This is a genomic window from Enterococcus sp. DIV0712, assembly GCF_050554855.1.
Classification (GTDB): domain Bacteria; phylum Bacillota; class Bacilli; order Lactobacillales; family Enterococcaceae; genus Enterococcus; species Enterococcus faecalis.
The window spans coordinates 2,281,570-2,297,323 of record NZ_CP187333.1; the positions used below are offsets into that span (position 1 = coordinate 2,281,570).

Annotated in this window: 17 protein-coding genes and 1 tRNA gene; 3 read left to right on the forward strand and 15 right to left on the reverse strand. The window is 36.2% G+C overall.

Going from position 1 to position 15,754, the window contains the following annotated elements; translation table 11 throughout:
• Nucleotides 1–9 precede the first annotated feature (9 nt).
• From IGL42_RS10910 to IGL42_RS10940, 7 genes are all read right to left on the reverse strand, one after another.
• Entirely contained in the window at nucleotides 10–360 is a 351-nt protein-coding gene (locus IGL42_RS10910; RefSeq protein WP_010710684.1) for a DUF488 domain-containing protein, read from the reverse strand.
• Between the two features lie 121 nt (nucleotides 361–481).
• Complete coding sequence (locus IGL42_RS10915) at nucleotides 482–880, reverse strand: rhodanese-like domain-containing protein (protein ID WP_002356334.1); 399 nt, start codon at nucleotides 878–880, stop codon at nucleotides 482–484.
• Nucleotides 881–895: 15 nt separating this feature from the next.
• Entirely contained in the window at nucleotides 896–1,867 is a 972-nt protein-coding gene (locus IGL42_RS10920; protein WP_002356333.1) for an ROK family glucokinase, read from the reverse strand.
• Nucleotides 1,868–2,086 (reverse strand): YqgQ family protein, encoded by a 219-nt coding sequence (locus tag IGL42_RS10925; RefSeq protein WP_002356332.1) that lies wholly within the window; start codon nucleotides 2,084–2,086, stop codon nucleotides 1,868–1,870. It abuts the gene before it with no gap.
• Between the two features lie 17 nt (nucleotides 2,087–2,103).
• Nucleotides 2,104–2,814, reverse strand: coding sequence for a rhomboid family intramembrane serine protease (locus IGL42_RS10930; RefSeq protein WP_002367232.1), 711 nt, complete (start codon nucleotides 2,812–2,814; stop codon nucleotides 2,104–2,106).
• A 10-nt stretch (nucleotides 2,815–2,824) separates the two neighbouring features.
• Nucleotides 2,825–3,367: a 5-formyltetrahydrofolate cyclo-ligase gene (locus tag IGL42_RS10935; protein WP_002394065.1), complete on the reverse strand. Its 543-nt coding sequence runs from the start codon at nucleotides 3,365–3,367 to the stop codon at nucleotides 2,825–2,827.
• A gap of 87 nt (nucleotides 3,368–3,454) precedes the next feature.
• Complete coding sequence (locus tag IGL42_RS10940) at nucleotides 3,455–4,225, reverse strand: alpha/beta fold hydrolase (protein WP_002356329.1); 771 nt, start codon at nucleotides 4,223–4,225, stop codon at nucleotides 3,455–3,457.
• Nucleotides 4,226–4,390: 165 nt separating this feature from the next.
• Between IGL42_RS10940 and IGL42_RS10945 the strand changes: the two genes are divergently transcribed.
• From IGL42_RS10945 to IGL42_RS10955, 3 genes are all read left to right on the forward strand, one after another.
• Nucleotides 4,391–4,966 (forward strand): DUF805 domain-containing protein, encoded by a 576-nt coding sequence (locus IGL42_RS10945; protein WP_002356327.1) that lies wholly within the window; start codon nucleotides 4,391–4,393, stop codon nucleotides 4,964–4,966.
• 90 nt (nucleotides 4,967–5,056) lie between these two features.
• Nucleotides 5,057–6,622, forward strand: coding sequence for a membrane protein (locus IGL42_RS10950; protein WP_025191870.1), 1,566 nt, complete (start codon nucleotides 5,057–5,059; stop codon nucleotides 6,620–6,622).
• Nucleotides 6,574–7,707: a DUF4950 domain-containing protein gene (locus IGL42_RS10955; RefSeq protein ID WP_029656549.1), complete on the forward strand. Its 1,134-nt coding sequence runs from the start codon at nucleotides 6,574–6,576 to the stop codon at nucleotides 7,705–7,707. The genes IGL42_RS10950 and IGL42_RS10955 overlap by 49 nt, the downstream gene beginning before the upstream one ends.
• Before the next feature lie 259 nt (nucleotides 7,708–7,966).
• Here the strand turns inward: IGL42_RS10955 and IGL42_RS10960 are convergent, their stop codons facing one another.
• The 8 genes from IGL42_RS10960 to IGL42_RS10995 form a co-directional block, all read right to left on the reverse strand.
• The gene (locus IGL42_RS10960; protein ID WP_002356323.1) at nucleotides 7,967–9,031 is read right to left on the reverse strand and encodes an FUSC family protein; all 1,065 of its coding nucleotides are present in this window, start codon (nucleotides 9,029–9,031) and stop codon (nucleotides 7,967–7,969) included.
• Between the two features lie 255 nt (nucleotides 9,032–9,286).
• On the reverse strand, nucleotides 9,287–9,538 hold the full coding sequence (locus IGL42_RS10965) for a hypothetical protein (RefSeq protein WP_010710688.1): 252 nt from the start codon (nucleotides 9,536–9,538) through the stop codon (nucleotides 9,287–9,289).
• Between the two features lie 89 nt (nucleotides 9,539–9,627).
• Nucleotides 9,628–9,717: transfer RNA gene (locus IGL42_RS10970), tRNA-Ser, on the reverse strand.
• A gap of 95 nt (nucleotides 9,718–9,812) precedes the next feature.
• Nucleotides 9,813–9,962: a 50S ribosomal protein L33 gene (gene rpmG, locus IGL42_RS10975; RefSeq protein ID WP_002356321.1), complete on the reverse strand. Its 150-nt coding sequence runs from the start codon at nucleotides 9,960–9,962 to the stop codon at nucleotides 9,813–9,815.
• 125 nt (nucleotides 9,963–10,087) lie between these two features.
• Complete coding sequence (locus IGL42_RS10980) at nucleotides 10,088–12,223, reverse strand: peptidoglycan D,D-transpeptidase FtsI family protein (RefSeq protein ID WP_206681008.1); 2,136 nt, start codon at nucleotides 12,221–12,223, stop codon at nucleotides 10,088–10,090.
• Between the two features lie 164 nt (nucleotides 12,224–12,387).
• Nucleotides 12,388–14,325: a threonine--tRNA ligase gene (thrS, locus tag IGL42_RS10985; RefSeq protein WP_002359397.1), complete on the reverse strand. Its 1,938-nt coding sequence runs from the start codon at nucleotides 14,323–14,325 to the stop codon at nucleotides 12,388–12,390.
• 396 nt (nucleotides 14,326–14,721) lie between these two features.
• Nucleotides 14,722–14,901, reverse strand: coding sequence for a 2-hydroxymuconate tautomerase (locus tag IGL42_RS10990; protein ID WP_002356318.1), 180 nt, complete (start codon nucleotides 14,899–14,901; stop codon nucleotides 14,722–14,724).
• 118 nt (nucleotides 14,902–15,019) lie between these two features.
• The gene (locus tag IGL42_RS10995; RefSeq protein ID WP_010710689.1) at nucleotides 15,020–15,730 is read right to left on the reverse strand and encodes a M15 family metallopeptidase; all 711 of its coding nucleotides are present in this window, start codon (nucleotides 15,728–15,730) and stop codon (nucleotides 15,020–15,022) included.
• Between the last annotated feature and the right edge of the window lie 24 nt (nucleotides 15,731–15,754).

Genomic DNA, 15,754 nt, shown 5'->3' on the forward strand with positions numbered 1-15,754 from the left:
TCACCTACTCTATTTTTCTAATAATTCTTTTAAGACAACCGCTTGATTATGCACTGTATCTTTCGCCCCATAGACCAGCGTGACTACTGGCTGATTTTTTACAATCGTCTGTAACTGCTTAAACGCTGTGGCAGTTGGCTCATGTTTCAATTCTTCTTGGTATTTTTGTTTAAACTCGGGATATTTATTTACTTCATGATTAAACCATTTCCGTAGCTCTGTACTTGGGGCCACTTTTTTGAGCCATTCATCTAACTTTTCAGATTCCTTGGATTTTCCTCGTGGCCAAATACGGTCAACTAAAACACGGTAGCCATCTTGCTCTGTCGGTGCTTCATATGCTCGCTTGATTTGAATCATCTGCCTTCACCTCTTCTCTTTATTGTAGCTCAAAAAGTGAGGACTGACAAAAAGCAACATCTCTATTAAGCTTTCCTATACAAAAAGAGTTGGTCTCAATGAAGACCAACTCTTTTTGTTATTAACTATTTCTCTTTTTCACTTTCCCAGTCCAGCCATCATAGCCGCCTTTTAAAATATAAATATCAGTATAGCCATTTTTGCGTAATAAATTAGCTGCTCGGATACTTAAAGCTTTCTTCTGATCATAAAGATAAACAGGTTGATCCTTACGAAGAGAACCAATTGTTGTTTTTAACATGCTGTATGGCATGCTGCGCGCCCCTAAAATATGCCCAGCATCAAATGTATCTTTCTCACGAACGTCAATCACTTGTGCTTTACGCATTGTTTCTTTAAATTCTTCTTCCGTCAGCATTTTTGCTGAACGTTTCACCATAATTTTCAAATATAATTCATTGAATACCATCGCTAGTACAATAACTAGCAAAATGCCATTGATTACCCATAAAATACTCATTCTAAAAAGCCCTCTCTATTTCTCTTTTGAAAATTGTAATGCTAGTGAAGCGGCACCAATGACGCCGGCCTCATTACCTAGCTCTGCTAATTTGATTTTTGTACTATTTCGAACTTGCGGGAAAGTAAATTCTTGGAAATATTTTTCGACACGACTACGTAAAAATTCTCCTGCTGCAGAAACACCTCCACCGATAACCACGCTATCTGGATTTAACGTGTTACCTAAGTTTCCTGTGGCCAAGCCTAAATAGAAACAAACACGATCCACAACCATTAAAGCAAAATGATCGCCTTTTTCGGCAAATTCAAAAACGTCTTTACTTGAAACATCTTGTCCATCATCAATCGCTTGTTTCAGTTCAGAGTCACCTGCAAACTCTTCTGATAAATGACGTGCAACACGAACGACACCAGTGGCACTAGAAACAGTTTCTAAACAGCCACGTTTCCCACAGGTACAGTCAAAGCCGTTAGGATCAACCGTCACATGCCCAACTTCACCAGCACAGCCAGCAACACCGTGGAGTAATTCTCCTGCTGCAACAATGCCTCCGCCGACACCTGTTCCTAAAGTAATAAAAATCACGTCGGGATTGTTTTCCCCCGCGCCTTTCCAACGCTCACCTAAAGCGGCAACATTGGCATCATTATCTAAGGCAAACGGAATTCCTAAAGCAGATTCGATTTGTTCTTTGACAGGCTGTACAGTCGTCCAGTTTAAATTATAGGCACCTACAACAGTTCCTTTTTCAATGTCGACACTTCCTGGTGTTCCCATACCAATTCCCACAAAATCTTCTTTTTTCATATTATAAAGATCTATACGGTGACGAATACTTTCAATAATTGATGGCACAATGTGCTTGCCATCTTCTAAAATATTCGTTTCAATACTCCATTTTTGTTGAACAACGCCATCGGTTGTTAAAATAGCAAATTTGATGGTCGTTCCACCTAAATCAATCCCAATAATCTTTTTATCCATTTAGTCGATTCCTTTCTGCTTCCCTCTAGATTCTTCTATTCGATGCTCTCTTTGCAAAATATGCCGGGCCTGTAAATACGTATCTCGGTCTACCAATTGACCTTCATACAATTTTTTTAATTCAATCATCATTAACTCAATATCATAAATCCGTGCACCGACATAAATATACATCCCAAACTGTTTAAAAAGTTGTTGTACATCATATAACGTTTCCATACGAAAACACTTCCTTATTATACAGGTAAACCGTATTTTTTAAAACCCAATAACAGACAAATTACGACAAGAAAAATAAAAATTAACGTGGCCATAATTCGCTCGTGCTTATTAAATGCTTCTTGACGATTTGGAACAGCAAAAGCCGTCGCGACTAATAGTCCACCGATTAGACCGCCAACATGACCCATCATATCTACAGAGCTACTAAACAAGTTAAATAACAAATTAATCACAATAAACATTGAATAGCGTTGCACCATATACATAATCGCTGGATTGTCTCTAAAATGGCGTCCTAAAATAACAAATGCGCCGAACAAACCAAAAAGCGCTGTACTAGCACCCGCTGAGACACTGTTGGGTGTCCCAAAGGCAAAACTGGCGATATTTCCAGCAATCCCACTCAATAAATAAATTCCCAAATAGCGCCAATGCCCATAAATTGCCTCAACCTGTGCGCCGATATAATAAAGAGTAACCATATTCAAAATAATATGCATAAACCCAATGTGAAGAAACATTGGCGTGATAAACCGCCAGTATTCATGATTTTGAGCTACCAGTGGACGAACCATTGCTCCCCAATTAACTAAGTTTAAAATATTTTCTGATCCTCCAGTTAATTCCAATCCAAGGAAAACAATGATTGAAATACCTAAAAGGGCATACGTAATGAACGGCTGATTTTTTAGCCGTTTCAATTTCATTTCTGTTTGATAATTCATTCCATTCCTCCTATTGTATAAATAATTGTTCGATTGGCTGATCAAACGCTTCTGGTTGCCATTGTTCATGGAGTTGTTCACTAAAAACTAAACTACATGAATGGCCCGAAAAATGTTCCAAATAACGATCATAAAAACCACCGCCGAAGCCTATTCGATAGCCAGCACGATTGAAAACAATCCCTGGCACAATCAATAAATCAATTGCTGTAGCTGTTATTTCTGCCGCTGTTAACGGAGGTTCTTCCACGCCAAATGCACTGGTGTCATAAACCGTCTCTGGAAAAACTTGATAAAAGTGCATTTTGCCTCCTTTAAATGTTCGCGGCACCGCCACTTGCTTGCCCTCTTGCATGGCCCGTTCGAAAATTGGCTGTGTTGATAATTCTAGCGGTAACGACCGAATCATTCCGATTGTTTGTGCTTGTTGCCATTGCTGACTAGCAAACAACTGTTCATAGAGACTTGATTCTTTATGTTGTTTAATTTCTGGATGTTGTTTTAGCCATTCCAGGGCAGTTAAGCCCACTTTTCTCAACTTATTTTTCTCCATGTACACCTTCAACCCCTTTTCTGTTAAGTTTATAGAAAGTGTTCTTAAAAAACAAGCTGATTCCCCTTTTCTCTTTGAAAAATCCCGTTATTTTTCTAACGTTTTTGACGCTTCTTTAAAAAAGTCAACAACCAAATCCATTGTTTCTCCTTTCACTAAATGCCGCTCACCGATTTCCGTTATAAATTGCGTATTTCTCGCATACGTTTTCCCAGACACTAATTGTTCAAAATCAGCCATGTCTTCATAGGGAATTTTTTCATCTTCCGTTCCATGCCAAAACAGCATCGGTCGTTCTTGTAGTCTTTCTGGCGTTTGTGATAAATCGTATTGATGTACCCAACTTAGCAACAGTGGCAAGTCTTTAGGTACAAAAATAGCAAATTCTTTCGCCCGTTGAATCACTCGCTGAATATAGCGCGCCGGATAGGGTGTTCCCATTAAGCAAGCGGCAGCTTGAATCTCAGGATGTTGGGTCATAAGAGCGCTGGTAGTAATACCGCCCATGGATACACCACCCACGCCAATCCAATTTTCTTTAATCAACCCTAATTTATGAAAATGATGGATAATTACTGGAAATTCAATCAAATTATATTGAATGCTACTCCAAAATGTAATCGATGGAATCGTGGAAATAGGTCCTGTTTTTCTTTCTCCATGGTTCATGGCATCTGGTAAAATGACCCGAAACCCCTCGTGTGCTAATTTTCTTGCTTGTGTTAAAGATAATTCTTTAGCTGATTGCCAACCATGATAGTAAACAATTAAAGGTAATGCTTCGTTTTTTTGCTCTTCTGTTGTCACTTCTAATGCTGGAATTTTTGCTATGTAGCGATGTCTAATACTGATTTTCATTCATGATTCCTCCATTATAAAATATCTTCTCTTATTTTACCGTTTTTTGATAAAACCTGCTCTTTATATGATTTATCAAAAAAACCACAAAATATGCGAATTCGCATTTTCCTATTTTATTACTTTCCGTTATAATCATTTTATTAAATACAAAGGGGTGTTTTTATGGTTAAAATTGAGGAAAAAGGTAAAGTAACATTTGGACAAGCTTTTAAAGATTATTTTCGTGGATATGTTGATTTTAAAGGTCGGACCACACGTGCTGGTTATTGGTGGATGACATTGGTATTAAGCATTTTAGCACTTATTTTTTATATTGCCATTGTCGGCAAAGCCGTGTCAGCAATTTTAGCAGCTGAATATTTTGAAACCTATGATTTTGGGAACTTATTACCGTTGATGCTTTTTGCACTTGTTTTATGGTTAGCTTTATTATTACCAACGTGGGCAATGTGTGTCCGTCGTTATCGTGATGCTGGGATGACAGGTTGGGGCGTGCTTGTTTTATATCTACTTTCTATTGCCTGTAGCTATACACAAGTTTTCTCTGTTATGTCAACACTGAAATATGATGTTCAAACAGATACTGTGATAACAGGTGGCAGTCCCGTCTTCTTATTTTTCACTCTTGTGATTAGTCTGTTTTTCTTCTTACTAACAGTCTTACCGACAGATAAACTAACAACAACTAGCCAAAATAGCGTCTTACGCTTCTTCTTCCGTTACAAAGAAGTGAAGTAAGGAAAAGTTTTAAGCCTTTCTTTTAAAAGAAGGGCTTTTTTCTTATTTTAAAATCTTTATGATAAAATAAGAACTAGTCTAGCTAAAAAAATGGAAGGAGAAAATATGGCTACTTTTAAACGGATTCTGAATCTAGAAAATTATATTTTTACTTTTTTTATTTTATTTGTCTTTTACGGCGCAATTAACTCTCCCTATTCTCTGGGAAAAATTCTTTGGGAAAAGCCTAAGCACTTGCTTGTTTTACTTCCTCTATTAATTATTCTATTGTTGATTATTTATAAAAACAAAAAATTTCTTTACACTAAGATTCAAGCGCTCTGGCACTTAATAAAAGCCCATGATCGTGTGGTTATTATTGGTAGTTTGATCAGTTTATTTTTACTGCAACTTTTACTCCTGACGCAGATTACTGTGCCGATTGGCTGGGATGTTTTTGACAACTTTCATAGTATTACCACTGAAAATAGGGATTATTCAAAAATCGTACTTTCTTTAAACCCCAATAACGAATTTTTCTTTTTCATGATGTATTACCTGAATAAATTTTTGCGTTTCATTGATGTAACAGAGAGCTGGAGCAATACTTGGTTTAGTTGGCAAGTGGTTAATTGCTTGTTTATTAATAGCAGTTTATTTCTCTTTTATCATGCCTCTAAACGTGTCTTTAATCCATTAACGGCCTTCGTTGCTTATAGTTTATTTTTTCTTTCTTTCGGATTGTCTCCATGGTTACTCACGCCTTATACAGATACGGCCGTCTTATTGTTCATCAACCTAGTCTTTTTTGCATATAGCCTTTTTGACCAAGTTTCCCATCCCTTCGTAAAATATTGTTTATTACTGTTTATTGGGATTGGCCTAGCTTGGTGTTTTTTAATGAAACCTTCGTCTATTATCTTTTTTATTGCATTTAGTTGTATCAAAGTGCTGCAACTTCTTTTAGTAAATCGGAACAAACAGTCTATCGTAAAATTAACCGTGGTTGCTCTCTTTTTACTGACTGGTTTCGCTAGCGCATATTATAGTTTTCAATTTTTTGTGGAAAAACAAACGATTACGGAAATCGATAAAGAACAAGCCAAACCTTGGACACTTTTTGTAATGATGGGTTTGACTGGAATTGGCGGTTACAATGATGCAGATACACAAGCAGTAAATCAGTTGCCTACACAAGAAGCCAAAAAAGCTTATACCATAAAAATGATTCAAGACCGTTTAAAAAATAAAGGATTCTTCGGTTATCTCCGTTTTCTGGCTCAAAAAAATCGTCATAATACTGCCAATGGTGATTTTGACTGGGGTTGGGATGGCGGTGATTTAATTCCAGAAACACCTTCTAAAAATCGTTGGCAAGAACACTTGCGGTCACTGTATTATCCGCAAAATCCCAAAAGTAACTATCTACGAATTTATATGCATTTTTTCTATTTACTCACATTACTAGGTCTATTGTTCAGTATCCCTCTAAAAGATTCAAAAAATAACTACGCGATTTTAAAATTAGCTTTCATTGGAGCTATTCTGTATTTATTGCTCTTTGAAGGCGGCCGCTCTCGCTATCTAATCCAGTTTATGCCGTTTTGGTACTTGTTATCAGCGAGTGGTTGGCTGGGGTTGAGAGAGATTCGAAGATACAAAAAAATAGTAAAATAGAAAAGAGGATTGAGTTAAAAATGAAAAAAAGTTTGCTGGGGTTGATTGTTTTTTTATCCTTACTGACCCTTACTTCTTGCAGAAATAAAGTGACCACAAAAGAGCTGATGGCAAACGAGTGGGCCGTAAACTCCAACGTTGATGAAGTAGTAATGATTGTATCATTCAGCGAAGATACCGCTACTTTCAAAATCAATACAGATGAACACACATCAACTGCAAAAAATGATTTGGAAAAAGCAGGCGAAGAATTAGGTAAACAAATTGCAAATAAAATAGAATACAAAGTCAAATACCATCTAAAAAACAATCAAATTCGTTGGGAAAATGAAGGAAAAGAAGTAGCTTACAAGATAAAAAAAGAAAAGCAAAATCTACTTTTCACTCCTACTAAGACAAACAATTCTGATAACCAAACAAAACTAGTTTTGAAACCTTACACAAAGAAAAGTATTGATTCTTCCACTCAAAAAGATAAAACGGAAGAAACCAGCTCTAATTATCAAAACGTCTCATCTGAAACAAACCAATCTACCTCTTCATCTACTACTAAAGAACCGCTACCACAAGTTAGCTTAGCTGATTTTATAGGCGGTTGGGGTATTCCTCAAAGTGATAACTTATTTTTTATAAATGCTGACGGAACACTCACTAGCATAACTCAATCGAATGTTCCTCTTCAAAATGTAAGTTTTTCTGTGGATGAGAATGGTAATCAAACAATGACGTTTCTTTTGAATAATACGCCCCGAACAGTAACGAAAAATAATGATGGTACTTTAACTGTTAATGGACAAATATACACTTATCTAGGTAATATTACGTTGGAACAATTAATTGAAAGAAATACTCAAACTCAACAAGTTTTTGAACAATCTGAACAGCAACCACCACAAAACTCTGATTCTCGTGAACAAATACAAAATTCTAAATCAGACCAACCTATATACGATACGGTACGAAGTGGTGAAGGTGGGCGACAGTTAGCCGAAAGAAATGGTTTAACCTTAGAAGAATTATTAGCATTAAATCCAGGCATTGAAACTTCTGTTTTTTATCCTGGTCAGTCATTACGAATTAAATAGAAATTTAGGTATACTAATAGATAATAATCTATAAAAGTAGAACTGGACCATCTACCATTTACTTTGGGATACCAGTTGATGGCAATAGGTTTGACGAAGTGGAACTAGACCTTGTACCTACTGGCTCAGCAAAAATTGCGACATTTGATATAGCAGTTGGGCATTGATTAACAGCATGCATATAATTTGATAATATGGAATATAAACAAAAATGTCTAAGGAGCCTAACATTCTTTCAAGAAAGAATGTTAGGCTCCTTTTATTCAGACAATTTCAGCCACTCCTTGCGATTGCAATAGGACATAGTTTTTACAAAGACAAAATGATAAAGCAAACCGTAAGCTAGCCCCAACATATTTAACAAAATTCTTAAGTAAAGACTTGTTTCTAGCCCAAATATCATAGAAGCTGCCATGATAGCACCAACACAATTAAAAATCGTTTTACTTTTATAAGATGTGCATAAGCCTAAACAAAGTCCTCCTAAAATACCAAGTAGGTTCGTTGGTATATAAAATAACAAGATAGCCGATACTAGAGAACCAATAACGACCCCTATTATTCGTTCTTTTGCTCGTTCAGACAATTTAAACGTATCATACCCAGAAAATAATGACGAACTAGCAAATGTTGCCCACATAAAGCGGTCAATCTGAAGGTGCGTTCCTATAAAAAGTAATAAGCTAATGCCTAAAGCGTAATAACCAAACCAAATATTTCTTTGATTAAAAAAACCATTTTCTGTAACCATCTGTATAAAAGTAATCTCTTGATCCAATTTTTTATGTTTCACATGATAAACAAAAGCTAAAAGTAGATAAGCAAACACTAATACAAAGAAAGTTTGTTCTAATTGCTGAAACGATTGATAGTGAACCGTGCCAACTAAATATAAGTAGGAGAACGTATACAAGCCAGGATTACCCATTTTAGGGTTTTTACCAGTTAAGAAAAACAATGCCAGCAAGCAGATAAAATGAAGGCCCAATTGTAAAAATGATACAGAAATCAGTGAAATTAATGGACTAACACCTAGAATTGTTAACACGATTCCTAAACTAAGCAAGGCCTGTTTTTCCCTGTAGCCATATGAGACGAAACGGATACTCAACAGCAAACAAAATAATACAATTGAAAAAGGCGCTACAGCTTTTCCAAAGAAAAAAGTAATCGTCGACACCCATAAAATCGCAAACGAAACTAATAAAATATCCCTTATTAACAAGGCGCGCCAAAAATATCTCCGCTGTTTTTTAGTGTCCGCTTGATGAATTTTTTGTTTTAAAATAAATGGATCTAACTGCAATAATTGATAAAAAGTCACCTAAAATCATCTCCTAAAAATCGACTCTTCTCAATTCATTATTCCAACTTTTTCTTCTATGAAATCATAAGAAAAGTAGTTGTGACGAACATTTTACTACAACTTTTTTTCTGAATCAATACATGCTTTATTTCTTAATTCAATACCTCTCCCGATACGATTTGCTTACTTCATAAAAAATAAGCCTAGAAAAAATCAAAACGATTAATTCTAGACTCAAACTTAAATAACTGTTGAACAAAAGCTAGCGCTTTTTTACATAAACTTTTCCAACAGATCCATTTCTTTTTCTAATTCTTTTTCATCATACTTGTCATACTTACCAGCTTCGTGTGCAATTTTTTTAATCTCATGAATGGCTTTTTTTTCAACAATCCATTTCTTCATACTATGTTTTTTTGTATCCTCATCTAGCGAGTCCAACTCTTCTAAACTTGCATCCAATTTGTTCAAAACGTCGGCAATTTTTGCTAATGCTTGCGCTTCTTTTTCTTCATAGTTTGACATAATAGACACCTCTTCTTAAGTATTTTTCTACTTTAAGTGTACGTCTCTGTCGTTTTATTTGCAACTAATAACTCAACTGCTTCTCGGTACGGAGGATAAGGGATTCGAACCCTTGCACGATGTTACTCGCCTAACGGTTTTCGAGACCGTCCCCTTCAGCCAAACTTGGGTAATCCTCCCTCTACATTCCATCTACAAATGAACATGTAATGAATCAATAGATAAAAAGCCTAGACCCTTACACAACAAGGATTCTAGGCTCTGTCTAACTAAATTATTTAGTTTCACGGTGTAAAGTAACTTTTCTTTCACGTGGGCAATATTTTTGTTTTTCTAAACGATCAGGATTGTTACGTTTATTTTTATTTGTTAAGTAGTTACGTTCTTTACAAGAAGTACACTCTAAAGTAATGTTTACGCGCATGTTTTCCCCTCCTACTAATAATTGATCTTTCCAAGAGATTTCTTAGACTTGAATATCATACCATTTTTTTTGTCATTTGACTACCCTTTTGGGCAAATTTGTAAAGTAGTTCTACTTTACAAATTTTATTTTTTGTACATTTCCATATACGCTTCTAAAACTTCTTTGGCAATCGTTTGATTTGGTTTGGAAGATTCATCATTTAAGTGTGGTAAAACAACGCTAATTGCAATTTCAGGATTTTCGTACGGCGCATAAGCCACCAAGTTACTATTAACCGTTGTATGGTTTACTCCATTAGCATCTGTTGCTTGCGTTTCGGCGGTCCCTGTTTTAGCAGCAATCGAAAACTTGTCTGATTTTAAACCACGTGCAGTTGTAAAAGGACTAGTTCCATTTACTACATTATAGAAACCTTGTTGAAGAATTCCTATCTGGTCTTCAGAAATATTCACCTTATTCAAAACTTTTGGTTCAATTTCTTTTAAAATTTTTCCTAAAGCTCCATTTTCATCATTGCCATAGATTCCTTCTACCACATGGGGTTGCACGCGGATACCATTATTTGCGACAGTGGAAACGTACTGTGCTAATTGTAACGCGCTATAGGTATCATATTGCCCAAAAGATAGGTCAAGAAGATTACCGCCTTGTGGCGCAGAAGACGAATCCTTAAAGTCCTTGTTTTGAATTCCTGTTGTTTCTCCTGGTATATCAATTCCAGTTTTCGTTCCCATACCATATTCTGCAAAAGCTTTTCTTAATTCTTTAAAGACAGTGTCATCTCCTACTTCATAAGGGAAAATCATATTGGGATAATAATTCACACCCATCATTTTAAAGACTAATTTCATCATATAAGCATTCGAAGAATATTCTAACGCTTGCTCCGCAGTTAATTGCATGGTTGTTCCGCCAGAAGCATTCCACCAAGAAGCTTTTGGATTACTACCTGCTAGTAAAATAGCTTCATCTGTTAAAACGTCATTGCCTTTAATGACGCCTGTTTCATAACCAGCTGTTAAAGTACCTGCTTTCACAACTGATCCAGGAACTTCAGAATTCAAAATAGGTGCTAAAGGATTAGGTGTGACTTCTCCAGTTGCTAAATCATGATGAAATCCGGACATCGCTAAAATAGCACCTGTTTGAGGGTTCATAGCAACGACATATGCATTTTCTGAGTATGGTCCAATGGTTTTGACTATTTGTGAATAGTTTCGTTGTAAAATTTCATCAACTTTGTTTTGGAAATTTGAATCAATCGTTAATTTTAAGTTGGAGCCTTTTTCCCCTTTGGAAATTGGGGTTTGTGAAACAATCTTTCCGTTATTGTCTAAAACGACTTCTGATTTTGCTTTTTTACCTTGTAGAACGTCTTCATATTGTTTTTCTAAATAGCTAGTTCCAACACGGTCATTTCGTGCATAGCCTTTTTTCAAATATTCATCGACTTCTTCGGCTGGCAATCCTTGTTTTTCAGTTGAAACGGTGCCCAACAGGCTACGTAATGCACCACTTTGAGAATAATCACGCGTCCAATCAGTCCCTGTTGAAACACCAGATATTTCCGCTGTGTGTTCACCAATTGTCGCAATTTCACCTTCTGTTACCCCTTCATTCTTGATGAAGACCGTGTTCATTTGTGACGCTGCATTCATTCGTTTAAAAATCGTTACTGCTTGTAAGGTTCGGTCATCAAACACAATTTCTTCAGGGGTGACTTTTTCAACTGCTTTGGCATATAATGTGCCTTCGTCCGTAATTTTGTTGCCTTTTTCATCTTCTTTATCTTGATCGGTTAAACGGGCTTGGGCTGCTTTTAAATTTTCAGGATTCGCTAACCAATAATCTTTTTTGTCACGATCCGTTAAGTTTGGATCAACTGGAACGTTAATAAGTTCATTAACTTTATTCGCAATCGGTAAAATATCTTTTCCTTCAATATTTTTTCCTCGTGTGTAAGTGATTGCTAAATTGGCTTTGTTAGAAACCAAGACTTTTCCTTGTGAATCATAAATTTGTCCTCGAGGGGATGGTGTCGTGATTTGTAGTGAAGAGTTGGCAGTGATTTTTTTGTTAAACTCTTCTCCTTCTACAATCTGTAAATACCCTAAACGGACAATTAATGAAACAAATAAAGTGAATATCACAAAAAATAATAAGTTCAATCGAAAAGGAATATGTGGCTTTCTACCTCGTTGACTCTTTGCCGCGGCATCTGTTTTTTTTATTTTATCTATAAATGAGTTTTTCTTCATACCTCTAGTCCCTTCACTAAAAAGTTTCGCATTCTCATTGTAACAAAAAATAGTCAAAAAATCAGGATTATTCCCAGCTCTAAGGAAATATTTAATTATTTTGTTGTTGAAAAAAGTCAAAAGGACTTCTGAATTCAGAAGTCCTTTTGACTTTTTCTCTTTTTTTAACGGCTGTAATTGTGAACTTCAGCAGCCATGCTGTCAATGAAAATTGATAAATCTTCGACAGACGTTTCTTTGCTTCCATAACGACGGACGTTCACCGTTGCATCTTCCATTTCTTTGTCCCCGACCACTAATTGATAAGGTACTTTTTGTGTTTGAGAGGCCCGAATTTTGTAGCCCATTTTTTCGTTACGATCATCGACTTCAACACGTAAGCCTTGTGCTTGTAAACGTTCTTTGATTTCATAAGCATACTCAGAATGCGCTTCTACAGAAACTGGGATAATAGTTGCTTGAATTGGTGCTAACCAAGTAGGGAAAGCGCCTTTGTAAACTTCTGTTAAGTAAGCCACAAATCGTTCCATTGTTGAGACGATACCACGGTGGATAACAACTGGGCGATGTGTATTTTCACCATCTTCGCCAACATAAGTTAAGTCAAAACGTTCTGGTAATAAGAAGTCTAATTGGATGGTTGATAATGTTTCTTCCATTCCTAAAGCTGTTTTTACTTGAACATCTAACTTCGGACCGTAAAAGGCAGCTTCGCCTTCTGCTTCAAAGTAATCTAATTCTAATTCATCCATGGCAGCTTTTAACATCGCTTGCGCTTTTTCCCACATCGCATCATCATCAAAATATTTGTCTGTATTATTTGGATCACGATAGCTTAAGCGGAAACGATAATCCGTAATGTTAAAGTCAGCATAGACTGCCACCATTAACTCCAAAGTACGTTTAAATTCGTCTTTAATTTGGTCAGGACGAACAAAAGTATGTCCATCGTTTAAAGTCATTTCACGAACACGTTGTAACCCTGATAATGCGCCAGATTTTTCATAGCGGTGCATCATCCCTAATTCAGCGATTCGAATTGGCAATTCGCGGTAACTATGAATGTCATTTTTATAAACCATCATATGGTGTGGACAGTTCATTGGACGTAATACCAGCATTTCGCCATCGCCCATATCCATTGGTGGGAACATATCTTCATGGTAATGATCCCAGTGACCAGATGTTTTGTATAATTCCACATCTGCCATAATTGGTGTATACACATGTTGGTAACCTAAGCTAATTTCTTTGTCCACAATATAACGTTCAATTGTACGACGAATGGTTGCGCCTTTTGGTAACCAGAAAGGTAACCCTGAACCAACTTCTTGTGAAACCATAAATAAATCTAATTCTTTTCCTAATTTACGGTGGTCACGTTCTTTGGCTTCCTCGCGCATTTTGATAAATTCTTTTAAATCTTTTTTATCGAAAAAGGCAGTGCCATAAATCCGTTGCATCATGTGATTGTCAGAGTTTCCGCGCCAATAAGCACCAGCTACTGAAAGTAATTTAAAGACTTGAATCCGTCCTGTTGAAGGGACGTGAACACCACGACATAAATCAACAAAATCGCCTTGATCATAGACAGTGATGATTTCATCTTCTGGTAAATCTGTAATTAATTCAACTTTGTAAGGATCATCAGCAAATAATTCTAACGCTTCTGCACGTGAGATTTCTTTACGAACGATTGGGTTATTTTCCTTCACAATTTTCATCATTTCGGCTTCAATTGCAGGTAAATCTTCCGCTGTCACAGGGGATTCTCCATTATCTGTATCATAATAGAACCCAGAATCAATCGCAGGACCTACGCCAAATTTAATGTTAGGGAAAAGACGGCGTAAGGCATTAGCCATTAAATGAGCTGATGAATGACGTAAAATTCCTAAAGCATCTTCATGATCAGGTGTCACGATTTCAAGCGAACCATCTTCTACGATAGGACGATCTAAATCGATTAAAACACCATTGAATTTACCAGCTAAAGCTTTTTTGGCTAAACTGTTGCTAATACTTTTAGCAACATCAAATGTTGTAACCCCAGAATCAAACGGTTTAACAGCGCCATCTGGAAAAGTAATGTGAATAGACATAATAAAATTCTCTCCTTTTAATTTTTTTGATTTGAAGCGTTTCATTGTGTTCCTGTTTTTCACAATGAAACGAAACAGCCACCTGTTCCCCTTGTTAAAAAACAAAAAGTCCTAGTATTCTAACGAATACTAGGACGAAAATATCGTGGTTCCACCTAATTTTGAACACAGATAATCTGTGTTCCTCTAGCGTGTTAACGGTGCGACCGCCTTTGTTTCAACAAAGGTTTCGAAAGTGGTCATCCCTTGTGCCAATCTGGAAAATTTTCAGCCAAGATTTTCCTCTCTAATAGATCGCGGGCAAGTTCAGTTGTCTTTCTCATCAATCATTTATGCACTTATTTAACCACTTATTTTCAGAAAAAGCAAGTGATTCAACAGAAATTCTCTGAAAACTTATTTTTTCCATTCGCCTCCTTGTGCATAGCGGTCTTTTTTCAATTCATTGACAATCACATGGATATTCTCTTTTGGTGCACCAGCATTTTTTGACACAGCTTCTGTAATATCTTTGACCATATTAGTTAACTGTTCTTCTGTGCGGCCTTCAATTAATTCTACATGTACAAATGGCATCTTCGTTCCCCCAATTTAAATTGCTTGTTCTGTTTGTATCATAGAGCGGGTTATGACGCTTGTCAATAAAAAATAGCCTATGTTCAGTAAAAGCTAAGATAGCTTTATTGATAAACAATTAATTATTATTTTCTGCTAAGTATTCTTCTAACGTTAGACTCGCTTTTTGAATCTCTAGTGCTGCTTTTTTACCCACATAGCGATAATGCCAAGGTTCATAACTAACACCCGTAATTTCCACTTTGTCTGAAGGATAACGAAGAATAAATCCATATTTATAGGCGTTCTTTGCCAACCAAGCGTAGACTTCTTCGTCAGTAGATCGCTTACTTTGCGCATTTATATCCACTGCTAAACCTACTTCATGTTCACTAGTTCTCGGCACTGCTACCCAACTTTCAGCTGTTTCAATCGCTTCTTGTTCGCTGAATCCTTGATATTGAAAAGCCTGTACTTTTTCTGCCATAATTTCTTTTTGCTCTTCATTTGTTCGATAACTAGAAGTGACTTCAAGATAGAAGCCTTGTCTTTTGGCATCTTTAAACATCCTGTTCAAAGCTGGATAAATTCGTTTATCCACTGCCTGTTTGTTAGGTAATTTTTTTAATTGGATTTGATAATCTTCAGGAATCTGATGCGTTTGATTTACTAATAATAATTTCCATGATTGATCGCCTTCTTCAGGAGAATTCATTTTTTCCTCTTCCTCTAAACTGAGGGCTTGCTCATTTCCTATTGAAACTATTTTTTTCTCAGCAACTTGTTTAACAGCCATGCCCACAATAAAAAGCCCTAAAATAGCGACACCAATTGTAACTTTAAATTTCATTTTTATTTCTCTCCTCTTTACTTA

What these genes read in the sequence shown, in the direction of transcription:
- IGL42_RS10910 (WP_010710684.1), bottom strand. Translation starts at nt 360, where the DNA reads ATGATTCAAATCAAGCGAGCATATGAAGCACCGACAGAGCAAGATGGC.
- IGL42_RS10915 (WP_002356334.1), bottom strand. Translation starts at nt 880, where the DNA reads ATGAGTATTTTATGGGTAATCAATGGCATTTTGCTAGTTATTGTACTA.
- IGL42_RS10920 (WP_002356333.1), bottom strand. Translation starts at nt 1,867, where the DNA reads ATGGATAAAAAGATTATTGGGATTGATTTAGGTGGAACGACCATCAAA.
- IGL42_RS10925 (WP_002356332.1), bottom strand. Translation starts at nt 2,086, where the DNA reads ATGGAAACGTTATATGATGTACAACAACTTTTTAAACAGTTTGGGATG.
- IGL42_RS10930 (WP_002367232.1), bottom strand. Translation starts at nt 2,814, where the DNA reads ATGAATTATCAAACAGAAATGAAATTGAAACGGCTAAAAAATCAGCCG.
- IGL42_RS10935 (WP_002394065.1), bottom strand. Translation starts at nt 3,367, where the DNA reads ATGGAGAAAAATAAGTTGAGAAAAGTGGGCTTAACTGCCCTGGAATGG.
- IGL42_RS10940 (WP_002356329.1), bottom strand. Translation starts at nt 4,225, where the DNA reads ATGAAAATCAGTATTAGACATCGCTACATAGCAAAAATTCCAGCATTA.
- IGL42_RS10945 (WP_002356327.1), top strand. Translation starts at nt 4,391, where the DNA reads ATGGTTAAAATTGAGGAAAAAGGTAAAGTAACATTTGGACAAGCTTTT.
- IGL42_RS10950 (WP_025191870.1), top strand. Translation starts at nt 5,057, where the DNA reads ATGGAAGGAGAAAATATGGCTACTTTTAAACGGATTCTGAATCTAGAA.
- IGL42_RS10965 (WP_010710688.1), bottom strand. Translation starts at nt 9,538, where the DNA reads ATGTCAAACTATGAAGAAAAAGAAGCGCAAGCATTAGCAAAAATTGCC.
- rpmG (WP_002356321.1), bottom strand. Translation starts at nt 9,962, where the DNA reads ATGCGCGTAAACATTACTTTAGAGTGTACTTCTTGTAAAGAACGTAAC.
- IGL42_RS10980 (WP_206681008.1), bottom strand. Translation starts at nt 12,223, where the DNA reads ATGAAGAAAAACTCATTTATAGATAAAATAAAAAAAACAGATGCCGCG.
- thrS (WP_002359397.1), bottom strand. Translation starts at nt 14,325, where the DNA reads ATGTCTATTCACATTACTTTTCCAGATGGCGCTGTTAAACCGTTTGAT.
- IGL42_RS10990 (WP_002356318.1), bottom strand. Translation starts at nt 14,901, where the DNA reads ATGCCATTTGTACATGTAGAATTAATTGAAGGCCGCACAGAAGAACAG.
- IGL42_RS10995 (WP_010710689.1), bottom strand. Translation starts at nt 15,730, where the DNA reads ATGAAATTTAAAGTTACAATTGGTGTCGCTATTTTAGGGCTTTTTATT.